The sequence below is a fragment of the Nocardiopsis exhalans genome (genome assembly GCF_024134545.1).
GTDB lineage: Bacteria > Actinomycetota > Actinomycetes > Streptosporangiales > Streptosporangiaceae > Nocardiopsis > Nocardiopsis exhalans.
In genome coordinates this window covers 4,259,473-4,276,587 of record NZ_CP099837.1, presented here as the reverse complement: position 1 = coordinate 4,276,587, position 17,115 = coordinate 4,259,473, and the positions used below count along the sequence as shown (strand labels likewise).

General features: G+C 71.9%; 17 protein-coding genes. 8 read left to right on the top strand and 9 right to left on the bottom strand.

The window, feature by feature from the left end:
• Positions 1–89: 89 nt before the first annotated feature.
• Positions 90–1,874: a PhoX family protein gene (locus NE857_RS18940; protein WP_254416990.1), complete on the bottom strand. Its 1,785-nt coding sequence runs from the start codon at positions 1,872–1,874 to the stop codon at positions 90–92.
• Between the two features lie 182 nt (positions 1,875–2,056).
• Between NE857_RS18940 and rpmG the strand changes: the two genes are divergently transcribed.
• The 4 genes from rpmG to NE857_RS18920 all read left to right on the top strand — a co-directional run bounded on the left by rpmG (position 2,057) and on the right by NE857_RS18920 (position 5,513).
• Positions 2,057–2,221 carry a 50S ribosomal protein L33 gene (gene rpmG / locus NE857_RS18935; RefSeq protein WP_017582317.1) on the top strand — a complete coding sequence of 55 codons (165 nt, stop codon included), beginning with the start codon at positions 2,057–2,059 and terminating at the stop codon, positions 2,219–2,221.
• Between the two features lie 66 nt (positions 2,222–2,287).
• A complete protein-coding gene (locus tag NE857_RS18930) occupies positions 2,288–2,533 on the top strand; it encodes a type B 50S ribosomal protein L31 (protein ID WP_184364393.1) in 246 nt (81 codons plus the stop codon).
• A gap of 150 nt (positions 2,534–2,683) precedes the next feature.
• Positions 2,684–2,854, top strand: a complete 171-nt coding sequence (gene rpmF, locus NE857_RS18925) for a 50S ribosomal protein L32 (protein WP_254416989.1) — start codon at positions 2,684–2,686, stop codon at positions 2,852–2,854.
• Between the two features lie 196 nt (positions 2,855–3,050).
• Positions 3,051–5,513 (top strand): lysylphosphatidylglycerol synthase transmembrane domain-containing protein, encoded by a 2,463-nt coding sequence (locus tag NE857_RS18920; RefSeq protein WP_254416988.1) that lies wholly within the window; start codon positions 3,051–3,053, stop codon positions 5,511–5,513.
• On the opposite strand, the gene NE857_RS18915 is transcribed toward NE857_RS18920, so the two are convergent.
• On the bottom strand, positions 5,486–5,767 hold the full coding sequence (locus NE857_RS18915; protein WP_254416987.1) for a WD40 repeat domain-containing protein: 282 nt from the start codon (positions 5,765–5,767) through the stop codon (positions 5,486–5,488). The two genes, NE857_RS18920 and NE857_RS18915, sit on opposite strands and share 28 nt — an antisense overlap.
• A gap of 261 nt (positions 5,768–6,028) precedes the next feature.
• Positions 6,029–7,036: a serine/threonine-protein kinase gene (locus NE857_RS18910; protein WP_254416986.1), complete on the bottom strand. Its 1,008-nt coding sequence runs from the start codon at positions 7,034–7,036 to the stop codon at positions 6,029–6,031.
• Between the two features lie 176 nt (positions 7,037–7,212).
• Here NE857_RS18910 and NE857_RS18905 point away from each other — a divergent pair, with 176 nt between their 5' ends.
• Positions 7,213–7,968 carry a MerR family transcriptional regulator gene (locus NE857_RS18905; RefSeq protein WP_254416985.1) on the top strand — a complete coding sequence of 252 codons (756 nt, stop codon included), beginning with the start codon at positions 7,213–7,215 and terminating at the stop codon, positions 7,966–7,968.
• Positions 7,965–8,318, top strand: coding sequence for a hypothetical protein (locus NE857_RS18900; protein WP_254416984.1), 354 nt, complete (start codon positions 7,965–7,967; stop codon positions 8,316–8,318). Before NE857_RS18905 ends, NE857_RS18900 begins: the two co-directional genes overlap by 4 nt.
• Before the next feature lie 165 nt (positions 8,319–8,483).
• Here NE857_RS18900 and NE857_RS18895 read toward each other — a convergent pair whose 3' ends face one another.
• Positions 8,484–9,284, bottom strand: coding sequence for a hypothetical protein (locus NE857_RS18895; RefSeq protein WP_254416983.1), 801 nt, complete (start codon positions 9,282–9,284; stop codon positions 8,484–8,486).
• 136 nt (positions 9,285–9,420) lie between these two features.
• Positions 9,421–11,217 carry an acyl-CoA dehydrogenase gene (locus tag NE857_RS18890; protein WP_254416982.1) on the bottom strand — a complete coding sequence of 599 codons (1,797 nt, stop codon included), beginning with the start codon at positions 11,215–11,217 and terminating at the stop codon, positions 9,421–9,423.
• 134 nt (positions 11,218–11,351) lie between these two features.
• Between NE857_RS18890 and aroQ the strand changes: the two genes are divergently transcribed.
• A complete protein-coding gene (gene aroQ / locus NE857_RS18885) occupies positions 11,352–11,807 on the top strand; it encodes a type II 3-dehydroquinate dehydratase (protein WP_254416981.1) in 456 nt (151 codons plus the stop codon).
• 76 nt (positions 11,808–11,883) lie between these two features.
• Here the strand turns inward: aroQ and NE857_RS18880 are convergent, their stop codons facing one another.
• Both NE857_RS18880 and NE857_RS18875 read right to left on the bottom strand, forming a co-directional pair.
• On the bottom strand, positions 11,884–12,198 hold the full coding sequence (locus NE857_RS18880; RefSeq protein WP_017582327.1) for a hypothetical protein: 315 nt from the start codon (positions 12,196–12,198) through the stop codon (positions 11,884–11,886).
• 134 nt (positions 12,199–12,332) lie between these two features.
• Positions 12,333–12,968, bottom strand: coding sequence for a histidine phosphatase family protein (locus tag NE857_RS18875; protein WP_254416980.1), 636 nt, complete (start codon positions 12,966–12,968; stop codon positions 12,333–12,335).
• 158 nt (positions 12,969–13,126) lie between these two features.
• Between NE857_RS18875 and NE857_RS18870 the strand changes: the two genes are divergently transcribed.
• Positions 13,127–14,344 carry an FUSC family protein gene (locus tag NE857_RS18870; RefSeq protein ID WP_254416979.1) on the top strand — a complete coding sequence of 406 codons (1,218 nt, stop codon included), beginning with the start codon at positions 13,127–13,129 and terminating at the stop codon, positions 14,342–14,344.
• Here the strand turns inward: NE857_RS18870 and NE857_RS18865 are convergent.
• Together NE857_RS18865 and NE857_RS18860 are read right to left on the bottom strand one after the other, a co-directional pair.
• Positions 14,338–14,682, bottom strand: a complete 345-nt coding sequence (locus tag NE857_RS18865) for an SCO4225 family membrane protein (RefSeq protein WP_254416978.1) — start codon at positions 14,680–14,682, stop codon at positions 14,338–14,340. The genes NE857_RS18870 and NE857_RS18865 overlap by 7 nt on opposite strands.
• A gap of 98 nt (positions 14,683–14,780) precedes the next feature.
• Positions 14,781–17,066 carry an FdhF/YdeP family oxidoreductase gene (locus NE857_RS18860; protein WP_254422031.1) on the bottom strand — a complete coding sequence of 762 codons (2,286 nt, stop codon included), beginning with the start codon at positions 17,064–17,066 and terminating at the stop codon, positions 14,781–14,783.
• Between the last annotated feature and the right edge of the window lie 49 nt (positions 17,067–17,115).

The following is a 17,115-nucleotide window of genomic DNA, read 5'->3' as shown; positions in this document are numbered from 1 at the left end:
GCGCCCAAACTACGGGAGAGGGCCGCCGCCGAAGAAGGCGGGACGCCCCACCTTCCGGCTACGGGCCCGCCCTACCCCGGTCGGCCCCTTCAGGTCCCGATGATCCCGCCGTCGTCCTTGCGCACCACCACGACCGCGGACCGGGGCCGTCCGGCGGGGTCGAACCCCGGCCAGTTGCTCAGCGCGCGCGGGTCGTCCACCGTGGGGCCGCCCAGCCGGGCCGAGGCCGAACCCGGCCCCTGCACGGTGACGAACAGGCTGCGCTGGTCCGGGCTGGCCGTGGTCCCCGCGATCCCGCAGCCGTGCGGTCCGGTCAGGAAACGGCGTACCTCGCCGCTGGCAGGGTCGGCGCACAGCAGCGCGCTGTTGCCGACCCGCTCGCGCGCCCCCTCGGCCGTATCGCCGAGCCGGGCCACATCCGTGCGGATCCACAGTCGGCCGTCGTCCCCGCAGTGCACCCCGCCCGGAGCCGCGAAGACCGCCCCCTGACCGTCGCCCGAAGGCGCCCCGGCCCGGGCGAACTCGCTCCAGGAGAAGAGGGTCGCCCCGTGGTCGCCCGTGCCCTCGGTCCATGACAGCACGCGCCCGGAGCCGCTTCCGGACGCCTCGGGGCAGTACACCGTTCCGGTCTCCGGGTGCACGGCCGGGCTGCCGGGCCCCCGGAGCTCGGTGGCTCCCACCGCGTCGGCGGCCTCGCGGGCCCGCAGCAGTACGTCGGCCTGGTCGGTGAAACCGTCGCCGCGGGTCAGCCCGGACCGGCCGTGCACCAGGGGCAGCCAGGTGCCCAGGCCGCCTGAGTCCAATCGGGCCGCGTAGAGGGTGCCCGCGTCCAGCGGCGCCGGGCCCCGGCCCCGCGAATCGCGCCAGAGCCGTTCGCCCACGAACTTGTAGATGTGGGTCCGGTCGCTCATGTAGACCACCGCGCGGCCGCGGGACTCGGTGACGGCCGCGCCGCTGTGCGCCAGCCGTCCCATCGCCGTGCGCTTGACGGGCCGGGAAGAAGGATCCAGGGGGTCGATCTCCACGGTCCAGCCGAACCGGTGCGCCTCGTTGGGTTCGCGGGCCAGGTCGAAGCGGCTCTGGTGGGTGTGCCAGCCGTAGGACGAACCGTCCGCGGTGAGCCCGTAGCGGCGCTGGGCGGCGGTGGCGTTCCATCCCCGCTCGTCGGTGCCGAAGACGTCGGTGAGGGTGTCCTCTCCGGTCAGATAGGTGCCCCAGGGGGTGGTGGCGTGCGCGGAACCGCCGATGACCCCCGCCGGATCGGTGCCGGTCTCCAGGCTCCGGTGCCCGGCCAGGGGGCCTGCGACGGTGGTGGGCGAGGTGGCGGTGAGGCGCCGGTTGAGTTCGTCGTCGATCACCCGCCAGCGCCCGTCGGTCAGTTCGACGCGGGCCACGGTCACCCCGAGGGAGGCCATCTCCTTGTCGGTGCGGGCGCCGTTGGCCGAGCGTCCGCCGTCGGCGTGCAGCAGCACCGGGTCGATCCAGGAGTGGTTGACCACGATGAGCCCGCGCCGCCCGCCGTCGTGGCCGGGGTGCAGCGGAACGTAGTGCAGCCCGCTGTGTCCGGTGCCGACCTGGCGCGCGGCGGTGTCGGCCCCGTCGGTGGCGTCGGCCCGCCAGCGAGGGGTGTCGCGGTGCAGCGGCGCGCCCCAGGGGAGCAGGACCCGGGCGGTGTAGCCGGGCGGGACGGTGATCGAGTCGGCCCGGGCCGCCGGGACCCCGGTGAAGCCGGGCGCTGAACCGGTGTCGGGGACGGTTGCGGCGGCTGGGGCCGGGCGGGAGGCGTCGCCGAACAGGGCCGCGGCGGTCAGGGCGCCGATCCCCGCTCCGCCCCGCAGGATCTGTCGTCGGCTGGGACTGTGCTCGGACACCATGGCTCTCCTCCGACCCGGGGTGCGCACCGCACCGATCTCAACTATTTGTCACGAGGTAATCACAGAAAGTAGCTTTTCCCGCGCATTGGGGCGTGTGGCGGCGCCTGGGGTCGCGTGGTTCTACTGGGAATGAAAACGGTTATCATTTGGTTGGCAGGTCTGACATCCCAGAGGAGGCGCTCATGGCACGCAACGACGTTCGGCCCATCATCAAGCTCAAGTCCACGGAGGGGACCGGGACCACCTACGTGACCCGGAAGAACCGACGCAACACCCCCGACCGCCTGGTCCTGCGCAAGTACGACCCCAAACTCCGCCGCCACGTCGAGTTCCGCGAGGAGCGCTGACCCGCATTCCGCGAGGAGCACGCCCCGCAGCCGACGCCCGACGGCCCGAACCCTACGGAGACCCGTATGCAGAAGGACATCCACCCCGAGTACAAGCACGTCGTCTTCCGCGACAAGGCGGCCGACTTCGCCTTCCTCACCCGGTCGACCCGCACCAGCGAGAAGACCGTCGAGTGGGAGGACGGGCGGACCTACCCCGTCGTCGACGTGGACATCTCCAGCGCCAGCCACCCGTTCTACACCGGCACCGCCCGCGTCGTGGACACCGCAGGTCGGGTGGAGCGCTTCCAGCGCCGCTACCAGCGCAAGTAACCAGGATCCGCACAGGGTCCGGTGAACGGCGAGCCGACGGGCGGTGGGCACACGGCCCACCGCCCTCTCCTCTGCTCCGCACCGCCCGGGCCCCCGAACACGCCTCCGCGGCACGAGTCCCGGAACCCGAACCGAAAGGCAGCAGGTCACATGGCCGTACCCAAGCGCAAGATGTCGCGGTCCAACACCCGCACGCGCCGATCCCAGTGGAAGGCCACCACCCCCGAGCTGGTCACCGTCCACATCCGTGGGCGTGAGTACCGCGTCCCCCGAAACCTCGTCCGCGCCTACCAGCGCGGCCTGATCCCCCTGCCCGAGTAGCCCCGCCCGGGGAACCCGTAGGCAACGCCTGCCCCACAGGCAGCGACGGACCCGACCACGGCGCCGCCGGACCCGAACCGGCGGCGCCGTCCGCGTGCCCGGGCAGCCAGTGGCCGGTCCGGTACGGCGGAACGGGCCGGGCGAAACACCCCCACCCCTGGCGCCCGAATCCCCATGAGTCGGGCAGGCTTGTCCCGTGACAACAACCCCAACCGACACACCGCCCCCCGCCCCGGGCCGAACCGCGGCACGTGCCCCGCGCAGCCCCGTCGACCTGCTGGCGGGGATCGCCGGGCTCTTCCTGGTCTTCGTGGTCCTGATCCTCGTCGGCGACGCGATCGCCGACGGTGCGCCGACCGACGACGCCACCCAGCTCCGCGCGGTGATCCCGTCCTGGCTGCTCTTCACCGTCGCCGTGAGCGCCAACCTCACGCTCATCGTCCTGATGGTCTTCGTCGTCCTGCGCACGCTGTTCGTCAGGGAGCTGCGTGATCTGCTGCGCGCGATCGTCGCGGCGGTGTCGGCCTACGCCATGACGTCCTACGTCAACGCCCAGCTGGAGAACGCCACCTACAGCGCCGGCCCGCTCCCCGGGCTCCCCGAGGGCGTCCTGACCGCCGCCACCCTCGGTTACGTCGCGGCCGGGATCGCGTTCACCCGCACCATGCCCACCGGGCAGCCGCGGGTACGCTCCCTGCTGTGGGGGACCAACACCGTGGTCGCGGTCACCGCGGTCATGGCCGGGGTCACCAGCATCCTCGCCGTCCTCTTCACCATCCTCGTCGGTCTGACCTGTGCCGCCCTGACCCGTTACGCCATCAGCACCAGCGTCCCGCCGCCCGCCACCGGCCGCATGCACGCCGAACTCCACCGCTTCGGCCTGACCGCGGACCGCATCACCCTGGTAGGGACCAACCAGGAAGGCGACCCCCTCTACCTGGCCGACCTCGCCGACGGCCGCCAGATCGAGCTGTCCGTGCTCAACTCCGAGAACTCCAGGGCGTTCTGGCAGCGCCTGCTCGACCTGCTCCTGCTCCGCGGCCCGGTCGCCCCCCGCATGCTCTACGGCGTGCGCAGACGCGCCGAGCACGCCACCCTGATGAGCTCCGTCGCCCGCGACGCCGGGGTGGACGTCCCCCGCGTCCTGGCTCTGGGCGAGCTCACCCCCGGCACCGTTCTCCTGGTCCGCGAACGCTCCGAGGTCAGGAGCCTGGCCACCCTGGACCCCGCGGAGATCACCGACACCCTGATCGACGGCCTCTGGCGCCAGCTCGGCCTGCTGCACCGCAGACGCGTGGCCCACGGCGACCTCAACAGCAGCACGGTCGGCGTGCTCGCCCGCGCCCGCGCACACGCCCGGACCTCCGCCAACGCCAATGGCACCGGCACCGGCGCCCCGGAGGCCGACGCCTCCGCCCCCGGGACCGCCGCCCTGACCGGGGTAGACCGGGGCGCGGTCGCCGCACCCCAGCTCAGGACTCTGCTGGACACGGCCGCGATGATCACCCTGCTGGCGCTGCGGGTGGGCCCCGAGCGCGCGGTGGCCTCGGCCGTGCGGGCGCTGGGGGTGCCCGCCACCGCCGCGGTCCTGCCCCTGCTCCAGCCCCCGGGCCTGCCGCACGGCCTGCGCGCCGAGCTCAGCCGCTCCGACCGCAAGCTCCTGGGCGAGCTGAGACGGCAGATCGCGGCGGTCGCCCCCGAGGCCCCCGCCGAACCCGCGCGCCTGGAACGGATGCGCCCGCGCACCATCGTCAGCGTCGTGGTCGCCACCCTGGTCGGCCTGGTACTCGTCTACCAGCTCTCCGGGGTGGAGCTGTCCGCCGTCCGCCACGCCGATCCCGGCTGGGCGATGGCCGCCCTGGTCATGGCCACCATCTGCATGTTCGCCGCCGCCATGGTGCTGATCGGCTTCGTCCCGGCACCCCTGTCCTGGTGGCGGACCCTCCTGGTGCAGTACGCGGCGTCGTTCGTGCGCATCGCAGCCCCGGCCGGACTGGGGTCGATCGCGATCAACAGCAGGTTCGTGATCAAGTCGGGGGTGCCCACCTCCCTGGCCCTGTCCGCGGTCGGCCTCACCCAGCTGGTCGGTTTCCTGATCCACGTGCCGCTGCTCCTGGTGTGCGCCTACCTGACCGGCACCTCCTACTGGACCGGCTTCACCCCCTCGCCCACCGTGGCCGTCATCGTCATCGCCGGGACCGCCTGCGTCGCCGCCGTCCTCCTGCACCCGAAAATGCGCCGTGCCGTCACCTCACGGCTGCGCCCCTACCTCAGCGGGGTCCTGCCCCGGCTGCTGGACATGCTCCAGCGCCCGGCCAGCCTCCTGCTCGGGGTGGGCGGCACCCTTCTGCTGACCGTGGCGTTCGTGCTGTGCCTGCACTTCTCGGTCCTGGCGTTCGCCGGGCCCGGGCTCCACGTGAGCCTGGTCGCGGTCGCCGTGGTCTTCCTGGCGGGCAACGCGATCGGTTCGGCCGCGCCCACCCCGGGCGGGCTCGGAGCGGTCGAGGCGGCCCTGATCGGCGGGCTCACCGCGGTGGCCGGCATCCCCGCCGCCGTGGCCCTGCCCGCGGTGCTGCTCTTCCGGTTGCTGACCTTCTGGTTCCCGGTCCTGCCCGGTTGGGCGGCCTTCAGCTACCTGCAACGCCGCGAGGCGATCTGACCGGCCCCGGGCCAGCCCCTGGCGGGCCAGGCACGGACCGTGCCGTCGTCAGAACAGGTGTAGAGGGTGGCGCCGTCGGGGGAGAAACCCACACCCCGGGTGAAGGCGCTGTGGCCGGTGAGCTGTCGCAGCTCCTCGCGTCCGGCGACGTCCCACACGCGCACCAGCCGGTCAGCTCCCACGGTGGCCAGAAGGGAACCGTCCGGGCTGACCGCCAGGGGCCACAGGTCGGCGCCGCCGGTGCTTCCCAGCACCTCACCGGGGATACCGGCCCGCCCGTTTGCCCAGAGGGTCTGCGCTGCGCTGTCGGAGGAGGGGACGGGAGACGGCGCGGGTGACGGGGCCCGGCGCCGACCTGACCGTCCGAACCTTCCCAGCGCTGTCGAACCAGGGCCCAAGCCACACGGACACCCCGACCACGAGTGCGATGATCGCTCCCGCCAGCGCCAGGAACGCACCCCGCCAGGGGCCGGGCGGAGCGGGTTCCCGCGTGCGCTCGAACGGCAGCCGGCCCGTCAGCGGGCTGTACCGGGACGTGGGGGTGTCGTTCCGTCCCCCGGAGCGCCGGGCTGTGGTGTCCGGTCGTCCTGGGGAGGATTCGGGGGCCACGAGGGCCGCGTGGGCCCTTCGGAGCGCAGTCGGTCGGGCGGGGCCGACGCCCGGGGCGGCAGCAGCCGGGGCGGCCAGGTACGGGGGAGGTCCTCGTGCGCGCAGCGTTCGATGATCAGCCGAGGCGAGGGGCGCAGCTCGGGGTCGTGGTTCCAGCAGCTGGCGATGAGGGAGCGCAGGTCCGGTGGTAAGGAGGTCAGGATCCCGACCGGTGGCGGGCTGACCAGCCGCAACAGGACCCGGGGTCCGGATGTGGTGTCGAAGGGATTGAGGCCGGTGGCGGCGTACGCCAGGAGGGTGCCCAGCGCGAACACGTCCGAAGCGGTGGACAGTGGGGCCCCCTCGGCCTGCTCGGGCGACATGTAGGGCAGCGTGCCGAACAGGTGGCCGGTGGCGGTCATGGAACTGCCCTCGGTGGGACGGGCCACCCCGAAGTCGATGATGCGGGGCCCGTCCTCGGCCAGGATGACGTTGCCCGGTTTGAGGTCGCGGTGGATCAGCCCGCTGCCGTGGATGGCCTGGAGCCCCTCGGCGAGACCCGCGGCCAGAGCGCGCAGAGAGGGCGGGTCGAGCGGCCCCTCCTGAAGGGCCTCCCTGAGCGAGCGGCCCCGGATGTAGGCGTAGGCGATCCAGGGGGAGTCGGCTTCGGGGTCGCTGTCCACGACCTCGGCGGTGTAGAAGCCGTCGACCCGGGAGGCCAGCTCGGCCTCGCGGGCGAACCGCCCGCGGTAGTCCGTGCCGCCCTCGACCAGCCTGGACTCCTCCAGGAGGGAGGGCAGCACCACCTTGACGACCACCTGTGCCCCCGAAGGTGTACGGGCGAGGTATACCCGCCCCATGCCACCGGTGCCGAGGCGGTGGGTCAGCCGGTAGGGGCCGATGTGTGTCGGGTCCTGGGGGATGAGTTTCCGCACGACTGCCTCGTGTTCTGTTGTGGGGGCGCCCTTCCTTCCGCGCCGGAGGTACCTCTCACCCTTCCCTTTCACAGCGGTTCGGCACACCGAACTCTCCCCGACTTGCGCTTGACGTAGCGTCAACGCCTAGCGTCGTTTCCGGGCCGGAGAACACCGGCCCGACGAGGGGAGAAGCCATGTCGTGGCCGATGGGCGAGGTCTGCCGGATGAGCGGGGTGACCTCCCGGACCCTGCGCCACTACCACCACGTGGGCCTGTTGCTCCCGGAGAGCACCGGGCCGGGCGGGCTGCGCCACTACGGCCGGCGCGAGCTGCGCAGACTCCAACGGATCCTGGTCATGCGCGAGCTCGGCCTGGGCCTGGCGGACATCCGCCGGGTCCTGGACTCCGAGCACGACGAGGTGACGGCCCTGCGCCAGCACCTGCACGACCTCGAGGTCGAACGCGACCGGCTCAGCCTCCTCGTCGAGACCGTACGTCGCACCGTCGACGCATTGGAGGAGAACGACGTGTCCAGCAACCCTGAGGAGCTCTTCGCGGGCTTCGACACCGACCACTACACCGAGCGTGCACGCACCGATTGGCCTGAGCAGTGGGACCAGGCCAAAGCCGCCGGGGAGCGGATCACCCCGGAGGAGGCCGACCGGATGCGGGCCGAGGCGGCCGAGCAGATGACCCGGATGGCCGGGCACCTCAGGGCGGGCAGCCCGCCCGACTCCCCGGACGTCCAGGCCGAGATCGATATCCACTACCAGCAGGTCAGCCTCATGTGGGCCCCTGACGCGGACTCCTTCGCCCACCTGGGCAGGGTCTACGCCGAGGACGGCCCCTGGCGCGAGGTCTACGAGCGGGTGGCCCCGGGGCTGGCCGACTACCAGAGCGAGGCCATGCGGGTCTACGCCGAGCGCCGTCTGTCGGGGGAGGGCGGGTGATCCCCGAGCACTGGAGCCCTCACCACAGAGAGGAGGACGGAGAGGTCCTGGGCTACCTGAGACCCGAGCCCGGCGGCCACGTCCCCCTCACCCCGTTCGGCCACCCCGTCACCGGCCCGCTCCCCGAAGCCGAGGCCCGCGTCGCCCTGGACAACCTGGGCCTGTCCTACCTGGCCGGGCCCTGGCTCCTGACCCTCCCGAACCGAGAGGAACCGATCACCGTGCGGATCGTGGAGGTCACCCCGGAACGCATGCGGGTGGCCAACGCCGACTACGGCTACGAGGACGCCGACCTCGGCCACGTGTTCGTCCTCGACGTCCCCGAGACCGGGCGGCTGCGCCCAGCCTGAGCCGCGATTCGGCGGGCGCTGTCCGAACACGGGACGGCCGCCCGTCGCCGAGGGGCAGCGGGCGGCCGTCCCGTGTTCCTCACGCGGCGTGCTTTTGTGGTCCGCCAGTCACTGGTCGTCGCGAGGCAGGAGGGGCCCCCGCCGCCCCGGTCCGACCAGCCCCGCTCACACGCCCTGCTCCAGTTTGGCGACGGCCGCGGAGAGTACCTCCTCGAACTCGTCCAGGGACCGTTGGCGGGCCTCTTCGGAGGCCTCCTCCGCTTCCGTCTCACTGGCTTCCCTCATACAGACGACGGGGTTGTTCGCGTCGCGGCACCGGTCGCGGGCATCCCCGGACGGGAGGCCCGTGACCGGTCCCGAAGCTGTATCGAAGCCCATCAGCATGAGTGTGAAGAAGACGTCGTCCACCTGCCCCCAGGCAGTGGTCATCGTCATCTCCATGCCCTCGCCCTCCAAACTCATGGTGAGTATGCCGCCCGTCTCCGGAAGGGCGGGGGAGGTCAGTGATCCGATGGTGGCGTCCATGCGCAGCCCCTCCGAGGTGACCGTCATCTCGGAGCACTCCCGGAGCATGGCGTCGTAGTCGGTGGTGTCGAGGGCGTCCTCGCCCAGGTCACCCGAGACCAGGATGTAGGCGTAAACGGAGGCGTCCTCCCCATGGGAGGCCACCTGACCGGCACCCTCGACGGCGCTGTCGGGCAGTTCGCTCGCGCCGCCGCCGAGGATGCTGGCGCACTCGGCGGGATCGACGGCACCCAGATCGGCTGATCCCGGGGAGGTGTCCTCCAAGTCCTCGACGTCGACCGCCTCGACCGTGTACCCCCGCGGGTAGTCGGAGGCGGTCAGCAGCAGGCCGTTCAGGCGGTCACTGGCCTGGAGCTCCAGCGGTGCGGCACCGCAGGCGGTCACCGTGGCGAGGACGGGGAGCAGAGCGAGCGCGGACAGCCGTCCGGTCACAGAACGCATGGGGGCCTTTCCAAGGCGACGGGAACACTCGACACGTTTCGATGCGGACCAGAGGCTCGTGGTTCGTGCCGCGACGCCAGGAAAACGGCGTTCAGTGACCTGGCGCCAGCAGGGTCTGCCGTCCCGCCCCGGGCGTTCAGAGCACGTCGGGGGACACGTCCAGGACGGTGCGGTCGCGGGAGGTGACCAGGTCGAACTGGGGGCCGGTGCGGGGCAGCTCCTGGCGGAAGAAGTACGCGGCGGCGGCACGCTTGCCCTCGTAGAAACCGCCCTCCTTGCCGTGCGCGGCGACCAGCTGCTCCAACCACAGCCAGGCCACCACCACGTGCCCCACCGCCTCCAGGTACGGGGTCGCGTTGGCCAGGGCCACCGCCGGGTCGCCCTCGGACCAGGTGGCGGCGGCGGTCTCGGCGGTGCGGCTCAGGGCGGCGTCGAGCAGTTCGGCGTACTCGGCCTCGCGGCCGCCCAGCTTCCGAGCCCGTTCCGCGGTCGCGCGGGCCGTGTCCACCAGGAGCGACAGCCGGGCGCCGCCGTCCATGACGGCCTTGCGGCCCAGCAGGTCCAGGGCCTGGATGCCGTGGGTGCCCTCGTGGATGGCGTTGAGCCGGTTGTCCCGGTAGTGCTGCTCCACGTCGTACTCGCGGGTGTAGCCGTATCCGCCGTGCACCTGGATGGCGAGGCTGTTGGCCTCCAGGCACCACTGGGAGGGCCAGCTCTTCACGATCGGGGTGAGCACGTCCAGCAGCAGTTGGGCCCGCTCCGCGGCTTCGGGGTCCTCGGCGCTGGCCTTCTCGTCCACGAGGCGGGCGCAGTACAGGACCAGGGCGAGGGCGCCCTCCACGTAGCTCTTCTGCGCGAGCAGCATCCGGCGCACGTCCGTGTGCTCGATGATGGCGATCTGCGGCTCCTCGGGGTTCTTCGCGCCCAGCGGGCGGCCCTGGAGGCGCTCGCGGGCGTACTGGAGCGACTTCAGATAACCGGTGTAGCCGACCGCCATCGCGCCCGCGCCCACCCCGATCCGGGCCCCGTCCATCATGTGGAACATGTACTTCAGGCCCTGGTGGGGCTCGCCCACCAGGTAGCCGACAGCTCCAGGCGCTCCCTGTGGGGTGTACCGGCCCTCGCCGAAGTTGAGCAGCGCGTTGACGGTGCCCCGGTAGCCCATCTTGTGGTTGAGCCCGGCGGGGACGACGTCGTTGCGCTCGCCGAGTGAGCCGTCCTCGTTGACGAGGTACTTGGGCACGATGAACAGCGAGATGCCCTTGACCCCGGGCGGGCCGCCGGGGATCTTGGCCAGGACCAGGTGGACGATGTTCTCGGTCAGCTCGTGGTCGCCGCCCGAGATCCACATCTTGTTGCCGAAGACCCGGTAGGTGCCGTCGTCCGCGGCCTCGGCGCGGGTGGTGATGTCGGACAGGGAGCTGCCCGCCTGCGGCTCGGACAGGCACATCGTGCCGGTGAAGCGCCCCTCCACCATGGGCCGCACGAACGTGTCGACCTGCTCGGGGGAACCGTGCGCGACCAGCAGGGACGCGTTGCCGGAGGTGAGGAAGGGGTAGGCGGAGCTGCCCAGGTTGGCGGCCTGGAAGTAGGCGTTGCAGGCGCTGGAGACCACGCGGGGGATCTGGTCGCCGCCCACGGAGGCGTCCATGGCGATGGAGGACAGCCCGGTCTCGGCGTAGACCTCCAGCGCCTTCTTCACCTCGGGGATGACGTGGACGCGCTCGCCGTCGAAGTGGGGTTCGTTGGCGTCGTTGGCCTTGTTGTGCGGGGCGAAGTGGTCGGCGGCCACGCGTTCGGCCAGCTCCAGGGCGCCGTCGAAGGTCTCCTTGGAGTGGTCGGCGTACCGGGGGCGCCGGGTGAGGGCCTCGGTGTCGAGCCACTCGTAGAGCAGGAACTGCAGGTCGCGCGCGGACAGCAGGGTGGACGCCACGGGTTGCCTCCCAAAGTAAAGAACCGACTGGTCGGTATGCTACCTGGCCGAGGCAAGGCCCGGGTGAGGCGGGGCACCTGGCCCCGCGGGTCTAACCTGGTCCCACCAGCCCGAAACGACGCCAGGAAGCGCGCATGCCCGAGAAGACGCCCACCGTCCTGTTGCTCAACGGCCCCAACCTCAACCTTTTGGGCACCCGCGACCCCGAGCAGTACGGAACCACCACCCTGGCCGAGGTCGAAGAGCGGGTGACCGCGCTCGGCAGGGAGCTGGGGGTGGAGGTCGTGTGCGCGCAGACCAACAGCGAGGGCGGCATGGTGGACCGCATCCACGCCGCCCGCCACTACGCCGGGGTCGTGATGAACCCCGGCGCCTACGCCCACTACAGCATCGCCCTGCGCGACGCCGTCGACGCGATCGAGGCGCCCGTGGTGGAGGTGCACATCTCCAACGTCTACGCCCGTGAGGAGTTCCGGCACACCTCCGTCACCGCTCCGGTCGCCGCCGGGTACGTGGCCGGCTGCGGGGTCCTCGGCTATGAACTGGGGCTGCGCGCCGCCCTGGCCCGCGCCGCCGAACGCTCTTCCTGAAACACCGTGCTCCGCCTGACGGGGGTCGCCGAACCGGGTCGGGCGAACGCGGCGGCGAACTGCTGGCCCGGCGGGCTCAGCTCCACAGTTCCTCCTGGCCGGGAACCTGTTCGCGGCCGCTGCCCGAACGTCGGGAGCGGCAGCGCAGACAGGTGACCGGGCTGGTGGAGGGGCGCAGCCGCATCGGGTCCGGGGCGGCCGCGCAGACCACCGCCGGGATCTCCACGCCCACCCACAGCCGGGTGGTGAGTTCGTGGACGATATCGCCGTCGCCGATCCGGGCCGCCTTCGCGTCGGCCAACTCGGCGCGACGACGGCGCAACGTGGCGGCCAGGTGCTCGATGTCAGGAGCGGTTCCGGTCGCGGGGGCGGGGGAGGAGTGCTCGGTCATGTCTTCCAGAATGCCGTGCCTGCCCTGGAGCCGCACACGGGCACGCGGCGGTGTCCGGCCCCGGTCCCGGTCCCGCGTCCAGGCGGAAACCGGGACCGACTGGTCGGTATGTCATGGGCGCAGAAAAATTCCGCTCAGCGGTAGGTCATCAGCTCCGGGCCGCCGTGCTCCAGGTGGGCGTGGTCGTTGAACGACAACAGCTGAGTGCCGCCGCGCCCGTGCACCAGCTTGCTCACCGATCCGTTCACCACCACCCTGTTCATCGCGATGAACCCGGAGGCCGGGGTGCCCAGCAGCGTCGAGCAGGCCGCCCCGATCACCCCCGCCGAGGTGAACACCAGGGCGGTCTGTCCCTTGCCGAGTGAGGTCGCGACCTCACCCAGCGCCGACCGCACCCCCGTGCGGAACGACGTCCACGAACCCTCGTCGGTGTCGTCCGTACCGGTCCAGGAGGTGAGGGAGGCGTCCAGCCGTTCCTGGAGCGAACCCGTCCCGACCGGGTAGCGGCCCAGCAGATGAAGGTGGTCGTACTCGTTCCACCGTTCGTCCACGGCGGGCTCGACATCGATCCCGGCCTCGGCCAGCGCGGTGACCGCGGTCTGGCGCTGGCGGCGCAGCGACCCCGACACCACGGGGCCCACGTTCAGCTCACGCCGCTTGAGTTCGGCGCCCAGCAGGCGCGCCTGTTCGTATCCGGTGGGGCTCAGCTCGTCGTAGTCCGCCGCCTCGGGGGAGGCCTTACCGTGGCGGATCAGGTAGATCGTAGGCATGCCGACACAGTACGGGTGGCCCCGCGCGCCAGAGCCGCCCGGCCCCCGCCCAGCGCGAAACGCCGACCCAGCAACCACACTTTCCCCCTCCTGGCCGGTATCAAGGGAAGCGTCGTCCCCCGCCCCCGAAGGAGTGCCCCTTCGCCGGTGAGGAGAACATGGCAGAGCTGTCCCGCGGAGGCCGCCCCCTCAGGCACAGGATCCGGTCCGCGTTGGCGCAGGCGCGCGCACGCCTGTACGCCAAGGCCTCCCTCATCGTGCTTGTCGTCATCGCCGCCACGCTGGCCTGGACCATCGCGGGCGGTCTCGTCCAGGACCACAGCCCCTTCTTCGCGCCGATCGCCGCCGCCATCGCCCTCAACGCCGCCGGGGGAGAACGCGGGGCCAACGCCGTGCGACTGCTCACGGGCGTGTTCCTCGGCATCCTCGCGGGCGAGTTCGCGCTCTGGGTCACCGACCACGAAACCCTGGCCATGACGATGGCCGTCGCGATCGCCACGGCCGCCGCGGCGGCGATCAACACCGAGCGGATCGTGCTCGCCCAGGCCGCCGCGAGCGCCGTCCTCACCACGATCTTCGTCGACGGTGCCAGCCCGGGCGCCGACAGGTTCGTCGACGCGCTCATCGGTGCGGGGGTGGCCCTGGCCTTCAGCCAGCTCTTCTTCCCGGCCCGACTCGTGGCCATGCTGCGCCGGATCGAGGAGGACGCGCTCAACGAGATGGCCGATATGCTCGCCGTGGTCGGGCGCTCACTCAGCGAGGACGGCGAGGCCTGCAGCCAACAGGTGGTCAACAGGCTCGGCGGGCTGAGCAACCCCATGGCGGCGCTCAGCAAGGCCCGGGAGAACAGCAGGTCCACGATCCGGCTCTCCACCATCCGCTGGGGCGATCCGCAGCCGGTGCTGGATGAGGACGAGGTCATCGAACGGCTGATCCTGCTCGGCGAGAGCTGCCTCTTCCTCTCCAGGACCACCACGTCGATGGGCGCGCAGGAACGACGGGAGCTGGCGCCCATCGTGCTGGGTATGGCTGATGCGCTGGCCACCCTGGCCGACGACCTCAGCAGCCGCCAGGCCCGCGAACAGGCGGTTGAACGGGTGCTCGGGTCGGCGCGCGCCTACGGGCCCGGGGCTCCGGGCGACGACCCGGTCACCCACGCCACCCACCTCGCGGTGGAGATGGTCGCCAGCGACATCATGGTCTTCGCCGGGATCAGGTTCGACGAGGTCGAGAACGTCCTCCAGGGCGAGCTCGACGAACCCCGGGTGCCCCATCCGCAGGAGGAGCCGTGGCTGCCCTGGCTGCCCTGGCGGCCCCGGTGGCGCAGGGGCCGAAGGTCCCTGGGGTCCCGGCGCCGCCGCCCCGGCCCTCAGTGACCGGCCCCCCGCCGCCTGGCCGTGAGCGCACGCACCGCACGCCCGGCCAGGCCGAGCAGGAGCGCGTTGCCCAGCGCGGCCAGCACGAAGAACACGAAGAACACGGGCAGCTGCGCCTCGGGGAGCATCCCGTCCAGGGCCATGTCCAGCAGCGAGAAAGCCAGGACCGCGAGCGCTCCGCACGGCAGGAGCAGCACCGCCAGCGCCAGTTCCGGTATACCCGAGTCGAATCCCGGGCCAAGGTACACGAAGGCCGCTCCGACCAGCAGGAGGGCGGCGGTCGCCAGGTAGACACGCGAAGGCGCGTTGTCCACCGAGGCCGAGAGGAGGTGTCGCACGGTGCTCCCTTGTTCGGTTGTGCCCCCAGCATGGCGTATCCGCGCCGCGGGCCCCTGAGCACGGATACTCAGGGGCCCGCGAACGGAACGGACGGAGCCTAGACCCGCTGGGTCGACGGTTCGAAGCGCACCACCACCGACTTGGAGGTGGGGGTGTTGCTCACGTCCGCCGTGGAGTCCAGCGGCACCAGCACGTTGGTCTCCGGGTAGTACGCCGCCGCGCTGCCCCGCGCCGTCGGGTAGTGCACCACCCGGAAGTGCGGCGCCCGCCGCTCCCGGCCGTCGGACCACTCGCCCACCAGGTCGGTGTAGGCGCCGTCCGCCAGCCCCAGCTCCCGGGCGTCCTCGGGGTTGACCAGCACCACCCGCCGACCGTGGCGGATGCCCCGGTAACGGTCGTCGAGCCCGTAGATCGTGGTGTTGTACTGGTCGTGCGAGCGCAGCGTCTGCAGCAGCAGCCGCCCCTCGGGAACCTCGGGGGCGTAGGTGCCGTTGGCGGTGAAGTTGGCCAGGCCGGTCGCGGTCGGGAACTTCCGGTCGTCGCGCGGGGCGTGCGGGAGCGCGAAGCCCCCGGGCCGCCGCGCCTTGGCGTTGAAGTCCTCGAACCCCGGCACGACCCCGGCGACGTGGTCGCGGATCCGGTCGTAGTCGGCCATCGCGTCCCAGTCCACGGGTGAGTCGCCGAACAGCCTGCGCCCCAGCTCGCGGACGATGTCCACCTCCGCGTACATGCCCTCGGACAGCGGCGCCAGCACCCCGTGCGAGGCGTGCACCAGCCCCATGGAGTCCTCCACCGTCACCCACCGCGACTGACCGTCGACCACGTCGCGGTCGGACCGGGCCAGCGCGGGCAGGATGAGGGCGCGCGCACCGGTCACCACGTGCGAACGGTTCAGCTTGGTGGACACGTGCACCGTCAGCCCCACCCGGCGCATCGCCTCCTCGGTCACCCCGGTGTCCGGGCTGGCCGCCACGAAGTTGCCGCCCATCGCGAAGAACACGCCCACCTCGCCGCGCCCCATCGCCCGGATCGCGTTGACCGTGTCGTGCCCGTGCCCGCGCGGCGACTCGATCCCGAACTCCGCGTCCAGCGCGTCCAGGAAGGAGGCGGCGGGCCGCTCGAAGATGCCCATCGTGCGGTCGCCCTGCACGTTGGAGTGGCCGCGCACCGGGCACACGCCCGCGCCCGGCCGACCCACGTTGCCGCGCAGCAGCAGGAAGTTGACCACCTCGCGGATGGTGGGCACCGAGTGCTTGTGCTGGGTCAGCCCCATCGCCCAGCACACCACGATCCGCTCCGAGGCCACCGTCATCGCGGCGATCTCCTCGATCAGCTCGCGGGCCAGCCCGGTGTCGCGCTCGGTCCGGGCCCAGAACTCGTCCTCGGGCTCGGCCAGCAGCGCCTCGGCGAAGTCCTCGAACCCGTGCGTGAACTCGTCGACGAACGCGTGGTCCAGGACCTGCTCGCCGCGCCGGTCGGCCGCCAGCAGAAGCCGGTTGACCGCCGAGAACAGCGCCAGGTCGCCGCCCACTCTGATCTGCGCGAACAGGTCGGTCAGCTCGGTGCCCCTCCCGACCAGGCCGCGGGCGTACTGGGGGTTGCGGAAGGCCTTCATACCCGCCTCCGGCAGCGGGTTGACCGTGATGATGCGGGTCCCGCGCCGTTTGGCCTTCTCCAGAGCCGAGAGCATCCGCGGGTGGTTGGTGCCCGGGTTCTGCCCGGCCACGATGATGAGGTCGGCCTCGTACACGTCCTCCAGGGACACGCTGCCCTTGCCCACACCGAGCGTCTCCACCAGCGCCGACCCGGACGACTCGTGGCACATGTTGGAGCAGTCGGGCAGGTTGTTGGTGCCGAGCTGGCGGGCGAACAGCTGGTAGGCGAAAGCCGCCTCGTTGCTGGTGCGCCCCGAGGTGTAGAACACCGCGCCGTCGGGCGATTCCAGCCCGCGCAGCTCGTCGGCGACCAGGTCCAGGGCGCGGTCCCAGGAGATCGGCTCGTAGTGTGTGGCGTCCTCGGCCAGGTACATCGGCTCGGTCAGGCGGCCCTGCTGGCCCAGCCAGTACCCGGAGCGCTCGAACAGGTCGGCGACCGGGTGCCGGGCGAAGAAGTCCGCGCCCACGGTCCGGCGGGTGGCCTCCTCGGCGACCGCCTTCGCGCCGTTCTCGCAGAACTCCGCCTTGTGGCGCTTGTCCGGCTCGGGCCAGGCACATCCGGGACAGTCGAAACCGCCCTTCTGGTTGAGGGCGAGCATCGCGGGCAGCCCGCGCCGCACCCCGGCCTGGTCGTTGACGTGGCGCACGCTGTTGATCACGGCCGGGATCCCCGCCGCGCTCTTCTTGGGGGGCCCGACCTCCGGCGCGTCCTGTGCTGGATCGGGCATGTCCGAGTCGTGGTGTGTCACAGTTCGAATTCTCTCACCGAGTCGGCCT

Bases quoted from the DNA above. Each gene is read 5' to 3' on its own strand.
- NE857_RS18940 (WP_254416990.1), bottom strand. From the start codon at position 1,874: ATGGTGTCCGAGCACAGTCCCAGCCGACGACAGATCCTGCGGGGCGGA.
- rpmG (WP_017582317.1), top strand. From the start codon at position 2,057: ATGGCACGCAACGACGTTCGGCCCATCATCAAGCTCAAGTCCACGGAG.
- NE857_RS18930 (WP_184364393.1), top strand. From the start codon at position 2,288: ATGCAGAAGGACATCCACCCCGAGTACAAGCACGTCGTCTTCCGCGAC.
- rpmF (WP_254416989.1), top strand. From the start codon at position 2,684: ATGGCCGTACCCAAGCGCAAGATGTCGCGGTCCAACACCCGCACGCGC.
- NE857_RS18905 (WP_254416985.1), top strand. From the start codon at position 7,213: ATGTCGTGGCCGATGGGCGAGGTCTGCCGGATGAGCGGGGTGACCTCC.
- NE857_RS18895 (WP_254416983.1), bottom strand. From the start codon at position 9,284: ATGCGTTCTGTGACCGGACGGCTGTCCGCGCTCGCTCTGCTCCCCGTC.
- aroQ (WP_254416981.1), top strand. From the start codon at position 11,352: ATGCCCGAGAAGACGCCCACCGTCCTGTTGCTCAACGGCCCCAACCTC.
- NE857_RS18880 (WP_017582327.1), bottom strand. From the start codon at position 12,198: ATGACCGAGCACTCCTCCCCCGCCCCCGCGACCGGAACCGCTCCTGAC.
- NE857_RS18875 (WP_254416980.1), bottom strand. From the start codon at position 12,968: ATGCCTACGATCTACCTGATCCGCCACGGTAAGGCCTCCCCCGAGGCG.
- NE857_RS18870 (WP_254416979.1), top strand. From the start codon at position 13,127: ATGGCAGAGCTGTCCCGCGGAGGCCGCCCCCTCAGGCACAGGATCCGG.
- NE857_RS18860 (WP_254422031.1), bottom strand. From the start codon at position 17,066: ATGCCCGATCCAGCACAGGACGCGCCGGAGGTCGGGCCCCCCAAGAAG.